The sequence below is a fragment of the Clostridium sp. BIOML-A1 genome (genome assembly GCF_009874105.1).
Taxonomy (GTDB): Bacteria; Bacillota; Clostridia; order Lachnospirales; family Lachnospiraceae; genus Coprococcus.
Genome location: NZ_WWTL01000001.1, coordinates 335,933 through 345,000 on the forward strand (window position 1 = coordinate 335,933; position 9,068 = coordinate 345,000).

At 41.0% G+C, this 9,068-nt stretch carries 7 protein-coding genes (1 of these 7 cut by a window edge); 6 read left to right on the plus strand and 1 reads right to left on the minus strand.

What is annotated here, in order from left to right:
* Window positions 1–128 precede the first annotated feature (128 nt).
* Window positions 129–2,429 (minus strand): GGDEF domain-containing protein, encoded by a 2,301-nt coding sequence (locus tag GT641_RS01430; RefSeq protein ID WP_161116661.1) that lies wholly within the window; start codon window positions 2,427–2,429, stop codon window positions 129–131.
* A 283-nt stretch (window positions 2,430–2,712) separates the two neighbouring features.
* On the opposite strand from GT641_RS01430, the gene purM reads away from it, so the two are divergent.
* The 6 genes from purM to radA form a co-directional block, all read left to right on the plus strand.
* Window positions 2,713–3,738 carry a phosphoribosylformylglycinamidine cyclo-ligase gene (gene purM, locus GT641_RS01435; RefSeq protein WP_161116662.1) on the plus strand — a complete coding sequence of 342 codons (1,026 nt, stop codon included), beginning with the start codon at window positions 2,713–2,715 and terminating at the stop codon, window positions 3,736–3,738.
* Complete coding sequence (purN, locus tag GT641_RS01440; RefSeq protein ID WP_008403066.1) at window positions 3,732–4,358, plus strand: phosphoribosylglycinamide formyltransferase; 627 nt, start codon at window positions 3,732–3,734, stop codon at window positions 4,356–4,358. Before purM ends, purN begins: the two co-directional genes overlap by 7 nt.
* 14 nt (window positions 4,359–4,372) lie before the next feature.
* A complete protein-coding gene (purD, locus tag GT641_RS01445) occupies window positions 4,373–5,644 on the plus strand; it encodes a phosphoribosylamine--glycine ligase (protein WP_008403065.1) in 1,272 nt (423 codons plus the stop codon).
* Window positions 5,645–5,780: 136 nt separating this feature from the next.
* On the plus strand, window positions 5,781–8,234 hold the full coding sequence (locus tag GT641_RS01450; protein ID WP_161116663.1) for an ATP-dependent Clp protease ATP-binding subunit: 2,454 nt from the start codon (window positions 5,781–5,783) through the stop codon (window positions 8,232–8,234).
* A 128-nt stretch (window positions 8,235–8,362) separates the two neighbouring features.
* Window positions 8,363–8,779: a hypothetical protein gene (locus GT641_RS01455; protein ID WP_021944051.1), complete on the plus strand. Its 417-nt coding sequence runs from the start codon at window positions 8,363–8,365 to the stop codon at window positions 8,777–8,779.
* 8 nt (window positions 8,780–8,787) lie between these two features.
* Window positions 8,788–9,068: the 5' end (the start) of a DNA repair protein RadA gene (gene radA / locus GT641_RS01460; RefSeq protein ID WP_008403062.1), read on the plus strand. 1,072 nt of this gene lie beyond the right edge of the window; 281 of the gene's 1,353 nt are visible here — the first part of the coding sequence; it begins with the start codon at window positions 8,788–8,790; its stop codon lies beyond the right edge, outside the window.

Genomic DNA, 9,068 nt, shown 5'->3' on the forward strand with positions numbered 1-9,068 from the left:
AACCATATAAATGAGAGTGGATTCATCATCCTGAACATGGGAGAGAAACTATCATTTATATGGTTTATTTTATTTCACAGCGTTTATCTGTGCTTTTATAAAGAAGTTAGTATTCGTATCGTATTTTATTATTTTAAAACAGACATTCGCTTATATCGTTTATTTGAATACAGTGCGCTGTCTGCCTGGCTTAACAGATCCTCAATCTTGATATCCGGATCGCAGGAAAATTCCGATACACCGACACTCATTTCGATATAATATGGTTTGCCACAGGTTTCATTTAATTCATTGGACAATTCCTGAATCCTTGCCTGTACAGTCTTAGGAAAATCAAGATCATCAATGAAAGCAAAACATACAAACTCATCACCGCCGATTCGACCGACAATGTCACTCGCCCGGAAACTTGTCATCAGGATATTTGCAATATTCTTTAAAGCAAAATCTCCATCGTTGTGTCCGAATTTATCGTTTACGATCTTTAAGCTGTCCATGTCTGCAAACAGTAGCATTGCTTTACGTCCATGATTGGCAGGTTTATTGATCAGGTATTCTACTTTTTCCATTAATCCACGTCTGTTATTGACTCCGGTCAGTTCATCGGAGGTAGACAGGTGATTTAACAGCTCATTTTTTTCATGGATCTCATTTAAGGACATTACTAATTGTTCTTTTGTCTGGATCTGTTCTTTTAAAAGTGATAAATATTTAAAAGAAGCCCCAAGATGAAGAGAAGTTGTATAAATGTGTCCAAAGTGATTTACATCTGTATTGCATACAAACAGACCATGATGTTGTTCATTTGTAAAAATAGGAACAATAACAACGGTAAATCTATCTTCAAAACCGGTATATTCATTGTCGAAGATATCGGTAGATGCAATACGACGTGTTTCACCTGATAAAACAGCTGTATGTTTTGGATTGTAAAAAGCTTGAAGATACAAAGTATCCGGCGTTTTCCAGCTTCCGTCCGGTTGAATGGCGACGGGCTCATCATACGCATATAAATAAGATGCTGCAAATCCAAGGTCTTTTAATTTAGCAAGCATAGATGAAAAGGTTTTTGCTGTATCGGTTCCATATGTAAGAGTATCTCTTGTAATATAGATTGAAGACCATGATCCCGTTTTGCTGTCATGTTCCTGTTGGTACAAAGAAGTTGACAAAAACTGTGCGATAGCACTTGTAATATGAGAATTTAGCCGATAGTATTCAGACCGTTTATCCGGATCGTTGATTAATGCTATGATGACACTGGAAAAACAACGGAATGAAAATGCAATATTGGTTACTGAAAAGAAACTTGTGACAGGAGATGACAATAATGTCATCAGTTTGTCTACAATCAGATTCTTTGGATATGGTTTTGCCTTTGGTAAAATAGCAATTTCTATTATATCCTTCCAGATGCTGTTGATCTGATCAAGAACAATCGTACCAAAAAAGCTGTTTTTAATGTTGCCTAAAATAGAATCATCACAGTATTCCAGAATATCTGTTACAGTAGAGAAATTGTCAATCGGCATATGTTCGGTATTTTCATGCAGAATGCACCCACATGATAATCGTTTTACAAAGTGGGAATCCAAGACAGAAGAACAGAATTCGCCTGTCTTAATATCCTGAATTATCTTGCCAACGGCACGATAGCCCAATGCCGGGGTGTTCGCGTTTACGGTTGTAAGGGGTGGAACCATAGTTACGGAACCGGGAGAGTTGTCAAAACCGATTACACTGATATCAGCTCCGATTCGGATGTTACGGCTTTTCAATTCCTGATAGCCACCGATAGCCATTTGATCGTTAGAGAAAATAATTGCATCAGCATCCGGATTATCATCAAGTAGTTTACCGACAATCTCACGGCTGTATTCAGAATAATCACCGTATACGATCATATCTTCGGTGACCGGTATGTTGTGAGCTTTCATTGTAGTTCGGTATACATTCAAACGTTCCAGAGCATCTTCATTTGTCTTTCTTCCGGCAACAAAACAGATATGCTTTCGGTTGTGATGAATAATCAGATGTTCAATGGCATCTCGAAGACCGGCAGTACTGTCGGTCTGTAAACAAGGATAACCTGAAACCTTAGATTCCAGAGTAAGAATCGGAATATCCTTAAAGGTATCCAAAAATGCTTCGATACTTTTTTGTGATATAAAAGATGCAATCGTGCCAACGGACACGATCAGGGCATCCAGATTTTCTTTTTTAGCATAATAAAAAACAGAGTTGTACTGATAATCATAAATTTCGTTTTCAGGATCGTTAAATGAAGCATTTAAAAACATGCCCGGAAAGACGATGAGATTCACGTCTAGCTCTTTCGCTGCGTATTCAGCTCCTTTACATATTTCATTTGCATATTCATTGTCGAGATGACATATGAATAATCCAATGTTTAATCTATTATTTGTCATACAACTACCTCTTGTTAATGAAAATACAGTTACTCTGCATATGATATTATATTACCATAAATGGGAATCATTATCAAATTATATTTGATATTTATATAGTATTTTTTTAAAAAAAGAAACACGCTTTGCTGATGAACAAAATTGTGCCGAACAGAGACCTGTTTTGGGCTGGTATATTTGTGAGAATGGCTTCTTTACAAACAGAAATTAATCCCGTATAATTTATAAGAATCAATTGGCATGAAAATGCACTTTATAATGGATAAAACAGGAGGATTTTACAATGGATTACAAGAATGCCGGCGTTGATATTGAGGCAGGATATAAGTCAGTAGAACTTATGAAGAAGCACATCAAGACAACCATGAGACCAGAGGTATTAGGTGGTATCGGAGGTTTTGCTGGTGCGTTCAGTCTTGCAAAGATCAAAGAGATGAAAGAGCCTGTATTACTGTCTGGAACAGATGGATGCGGTACAAAAGTACAGCTTGCATATATCATGGATAAGCACGATACGATCGGAATCGATGCTGTGGCTATGTGCGTGAATGATATTGCATGTTCTGGTGGAGAACCTCTTTTCTTCCTGGATTATATAGCATGTGGTAAGAATTATCCGGAAAAGATCGCTACGATCGTAAGTGGTGTTGCAGAAGGCTGTAACCAGTCCGGTGCAGCTTTAGTTGGCGGTGAGACAGCAGAGCATCCGGGACTTATGCCGGAGAATGAGTATGACCTTGCGGGATTTGCTGTAGGTGTCGTAGAGAAGGATGAACTTATCACAGGAGAGAATATCAAAGCCGGAGATACATTGATCGGTATCGCTTCCAGCGGTGTACACAGCAATGGTTTCTCATTGGTTCGTAAAGTATTTGAGATGACAAAGGAATCTCTGGGTACATATTATGATGAACTCGGAACAACACTTGGCGAAGCACTTCTTGCTCCGACAAGAATTTATGTAAAAGCATTAAAGGCAGTAAAGGATGCCGGTGTAATGATTAAGGGTTGCAGCCATATTACAGGTGGCGGTTTCTATGAGAACATTCCAAGAATGCTTCCGGACGGAGCTCGTGCACAGGTGAAGAAGGACTCATATGAAGTGCCTGCTATATTCAAGCTCCTTGCAAAGAAGGGCGATATAGATGAGCATATGATGTACAACACATATAACATGGGTGTTGGTATGTGCCTTGCAATAGATCCTGCAGATGCAGATAAGACAATAGCAGCTATAGAGAGTGCCGGAGACAAGGCATTTGTTCTCGGTACAGTAGTAGCCGGTGAAAAGGGAGTAGATTTATGCTAAGAATAGCAGTTCTGGTTTCCGGTGGCGGTACGAACTTGCAGGCGATCATTGATGCGATCGCAGCAGGAAAGATCACAGACACCGAGATCGCAGCAGTTATCAGTAATAATAAAAATGCCTATGCACTGGAACGTGCAAAACAGGCAGGTATAAAAGATATCGTAGTATCACCAAAGGATTTTGAAACAAGAGAAGTATTTAATGAGAACCTGTTGAAGACTTTACAGGAAGTGAATCCGGATCTGATCGTACTTGCGGGATACCTTGTAGTTATTCCGGAGAGCGTGATCGATGTATTTGAGAATCGGATTATCAATATCCATCCTTCTCTGATCCCTGCTTTTTGTGGCACAGGCTATTATGGACTCAAGGTTCATGAGGCAGCGTTAAAAAGAGGTGTAAAAGTAGTAGGTGCTACGGTACATTTTGTAGATAAAGGAACCGATACTGGTCCGATCATTATGCAGAAAGCGGTTGCAGTACAAAACGGAGATACTCCGAAGGTGCTTCAGCAGAGAGTCATGGAGCAGGCAGAGTGGAATATTCTACCTGCTGCTATTGATAAGATCGCACATGGAAAGGTTCGGATCGAAGACGGCATAACAGTTGTAGAAGACTGACAGGAGGAAAACAAATGAAGATTTTAGTTGTAGGTGGCGGCGGAAGAGAGCATGCTATTATTACAAGTATTGCAAAGAGCAGTAAAGTAACAAAGATCTATTGTGCACCGGGAAATGCAGGTATTGCAGAACTGGCAGAATGTGTGGATATCGGTGTTATGGAATTTGATAAACTGGTTGATTTCGCAAAGAAGGAAGCAATTGATCTTGCAGTTGTAGCTCCGGATGACCCGTTGGTTGCCGGTGCAGTCGATACATTTGAAGCGGCAGGTATCCGTGCATTCGGTCCTCGTGCAAATGCAGCGATCATCGAAGGTTCAAAGGCATTTTCCAAGGATCTTATGAAAAAATACAATATACCTACAGCCGCATATGAGAATTTTACAGATGCAGAATCAGCACTTGCATATCTTGAAACGGCAAGCTTTCCGATCGTATTAAAAGCAGATGGACTGGCACTTGGTAAAGGTGTTCTAATCTGTAAGGATCTGGAAGAAGCAAAAGCCGGCGTAAAAGAGATCATGCTGGATAAGCATTTTGGAAATGCGGGAAATACTATGGTTATCGAGGAATTCATGACAGGACGTGAGGTGTCTGTTCTTGCATTCTGTGATGGTACAACGATCAAACCAATGACCTCTGCACAGGATCATAAGCGTGCACAGGACGGTGATCAGGGGTTGAATACCGGTGGAATGGGAACATTTTCACCAAGCCCATTCTATACAGATGAGATCGCAGATTACTGCATGGAGAATATATACAAGCCTACAATGGCAGCCATGAAGGCAGAGGGAAGAGAATTCAAGGGCGTATTATTCTGCGGACTTATGATCACACCACAGGGCGTAAAGGTACTGGAATATAATGCAAGATTTGGAGATCCGGAGGCGCAGGTTGTTCTTCCTAGAATGAAGAATGATATCATTGATGTATTTGAGGCTTGTATTGACGGAACACTGGATCAGGTAGAGCTTGAATTTGAAGACAACGCTGCTGTATGTGTAGTACTTGCATCTGACGGTTATCCGGTTTCCTATAAGAAAGGCTATCCGATCTCAGGCCTTGAGACATTCAAAGACAAGGACGGATACTATGTATTCCATGCCGGAACTAAGTTTGAAGACGGCAAAGTTGTAACAAATGGCGGTCGTGTACTTGGAGTAACAGCTACAGGAAAGGATCTTCATGAAGCCCGTGCAAATGCATACAAGGCAACCGAGTGGATCACATTTGAGAATAAATATATGCGTCATGATATCGGTAAAGCGATTGATGAGTGTTAATTATTATTGAAAGATATACGAAAGAAAAAAGTCTCTGGGGAACATACTAATATATGGGAGCCGGGGACTTTTGTATCATAACAGAAGATAGTAGGACAGAAAATGTCATATACTATGAAAAAAGAGGTGACATAATTTGAAACTTCCAAACAGTGAAAAATTACAGGAAATATTAAAAGAAGCTAAACGGATATCCAAGAAGCTGGGACAGAATTATATAGGAAGCGAACATCTACTGATGGCACTTACCTTTGTCAGTGATACGGCGCCGTTTGTTGTTTTGCGGGAAAATGGAGTAACGATACAGTCGATCATTAATATCTTAAGCCAGATACCATTAGCCGGAGGAACCTTTGGTGCAGAAAAAAGCAAATATACAAAATCCGCAGAGTCAATCCTGGAGCTTGCGGGAAATGAGGCAAAACGTCTGGAAAGTACAGAGATAGGAAGTGAACATCTTCTGATTGCCGTTTTGAAGCATCTGGATTGTACGGCGGTAAAGATCATACTGTCATTAAAGGCAAATATCCAGAAAATATATGTAGATATCATGTCTGCATGCGGAGTGGATGGCAGTACGGCAAAGAAAGAATTTGTAAGTCTTAAAAAGGGAAAGAATAAATCCAAGGCATCGGCAACACCGACGTTGGACCAGTTCTCCAGAGATATGACGATGGATGCCCGTATGGGCAATCTGGATCCAGTTATAGGCAGAGAGAAAGAGATAGAGCGTGTGCTTCAGATTTTAAGCAGGCGTATGAAGAACAACCCATGTATGGTTGGAGAACCGGGTGTAGGTAAGACTGCGGTAGCAGAGGGGATTGCTTACCTGATCGCTGCAGGAGATGTGCCGGATACGGTGCGGGATAAACGACTGCTGTCATTAGATTTATCCAGTATGGTAGCGGGTTCCAAGTACCGTGGAGAATTTGAGGAACGGATCAAGAAGGTGATCGCAGAGGTAAAAAATGCCGGAAATGTCATTCTGTTTGTGGATGAGCTTCATACGATCATCGGAGCCGGTGGAGCAGAGGGAGCAATCGATGCATCTAATATCTTAAAACCATCCTTATCGCGCGGAGAGATCCAGATGATCGGAGCGACGACGCGTGCAGAATACAGAAAATATATAGAAAAGGATGCAGCGTTGGAGCGAAGATTTCAGCCGGTCTATGTGGAAGAACCGACCAATGAAGAAACAGTAGAGATCTTAAAGGGACTTCGACCTGCATACGAGGAACATCATCATGTAGAGATCAGTGATCAGGCACTGGAAACAGCGGTATCATTATCGGTTCGATATATCAGTGACCGTTTCCTGCCGGATAAAGCTATTGATCTGATGGATGAAGCCTGTTCCAGAAAACGTCTGGGATTCGGGAAAAAAGCAAAGAAGACCCTGCCATTGGAGCTTGAGATACAAGCGCTTTCCGATGATCTTGAGAACCTTTTAGAGGCTGGAGGTATCGATGAAGCGGCAGAGCTGTTAAAGAAACAGAGAAAGCTGGAAGCAAAGCTTGATAAAATGAAACAGAATAAAAATGCGAAAAATGTTGTAGTAGATGCAGAGGATATTGCGGATGTTGTATCTGTATGGACGAAGATTCCGGTAAATAAACTGACCGAACAGGAATCCAAACGTCTGGAACGTCTGGAAGAGGAGCTGCATAAGAGAGTTGTCGGTCAGAATGAAGCAGTTGATGCGGTAGCAAAGGCGATCAAGAGAAGCCGTGTAGGCTTAAAAGATCCCAAACGTCCGGTTGGTTCGTTCTTATTCCTTGGACCTACCGGCGTAGGTAAGACTGAATTGTCGAAAGCTCTTGCAGAAGCAGTATTTGGCAGCGAGGACGCGCTGATCCGTGTCGATATGTCGGAGTACATGGAGAAACACAGTGTGTCGAAGCTGATCGGGTCGCCTCCGGGCTATGTTGGTTTTGAGGAAGGAGGACAGTTGAGCGAGAAGGTCCGTTCCAATCCGTACTCTGTTATATTGTTTGATGAGATAGAAAAGGCACATAGTGATGTGTTTAATATATTATTGCAGGTACTGGATGATGGACATATTACAGATTCTCAGGGTAGAAAAGTAGATTTTAAGAACACGATAATTATCATGACATCTAATACCGGTGCACAGAGGATTATTGATCCGAAGAAGCTTGGATTTGTTACCGCGTCAAATGCAGATACAGAGCACGAAGATATGAAGAAGAATGTTATGGATGAGGTAAAACAGAACTTCAAGCCGGAGTTCTTGAACCGTATTGACGACATTATCGTATTCCGTGCACTGACAGAGGATGATGTAAGAAATATTTCGAATCTTCTATTAAAAGAATTAAAGCAACGTGTTGCATCGCAGATGGAGATTCAGTTGAAGTTTGGAGATGCAGTTAAGAAACTGATCTTTGAGAAAGGCTACGATAAGAAATACGGAGCAAGACCGTTGAAACGTGCGATCCAGACGAATATAGAAGATGAGCTTGCAGAAGCAGTCTTAAAAGGTGAGATCAAACGGGGAGATACCGTTCAGGTGACTGTGCGCAACGATAAGGTGAAGTTTGTAGTAAAAAATGAACCTGAAAAGTAGTTGCTTCCAATTCTATAAAATAATTGTGAACTGATTATATTTGGTGTGGCAAAAGCCGGAGCATTATTGTATAATCAGATTATAAAAGTGCCGGGTATGGCATGAGTATAATGTACAGGAGGATAAAAATGTCAGTAATCAACGATTTAATTAACATAGAGTCCGATTCACTGGATTTCGGAAATTATGAATTAGCAACAAAGACAAAGAAAGATGGTATTGAATATAAAGGTGATATCTATAAGATCAAGACTTTCAATGAGATCACCAAACTTGAGAAGAATGGTATGTTTGTATATGAATCAGTACCGGGTACGGCGGTACATGGCTTCCGTTCATCAGAAGAAGATGTATCATTTATAGTAGAAGGAACAGAGACCTCATCTATTACACTGGAGCTGGAACCGGAAACAGATTACAAGATTCATATTGATGATATATATGTAGGAAAGAATAAAACAAATCTCGGTGGCAAGTTAAGCATCAGTGTAGATCTTGAACCGGGCAGAGAAGTAAAGGTAGACGTCAGAAAAGCATTTGACTAGGAGTTTATATGGCAAAAGAAAAACAGATCTTTTTTTGCCGGGAATGTGGATTTGAGTCAGCAAAATGGATGGGACAGTGTCCGGGTTGCAGATCCTGGAATACGTTCTGTGAAGAAAAAGTAACGGTAGGCGCCAGAAAACAGTCCGGAGGACGGACTGCTGTGGTGCCTACAAGTATTTTAGAAGTAAAAACGGCTGATGAGACAAGATTTTCCACAGGACTGGAAGAATTGAACAGAGTACTTGGAGGAGGAATCGTAAACGGTTCTCTTGTTTTGGTAGGGGGAGA

Coding starts and splice junctions, on each gene's coding strand:
- GT641_RS01430 (WP_161116661.1), bottom strand. CDS start 2,429: ATGACAAATAATAGATTAAACATTGGATTATTCATATGTCATCTCGAC.
- purM (WP_161116662.1), top strand. CDS start 2,713: ATGGATTACAAGAATGCCGGCGTTGATATTGAGGCAGGATATAAGTCA.
- purN (WP_008403066.1), top strand. CDS start 3,732: ATGCTAAGAATAGCAGTTCTGGTTTCCGGTGGCGGTACGAACTTGCAG.
- purD (WP_008403065.1), top strand. CDS start 4,373: ATGAAGATTTTAGTTGTAGGTGGCGGCGGAAGAGAGCATGCTATTATT.
- GT641_RS01455 (WP_021944051.1), top strand. CDS start 8,363: ATGTCAGTAATCAACGATTTAATTAACATAGAGTCCGATTCACTGGAT.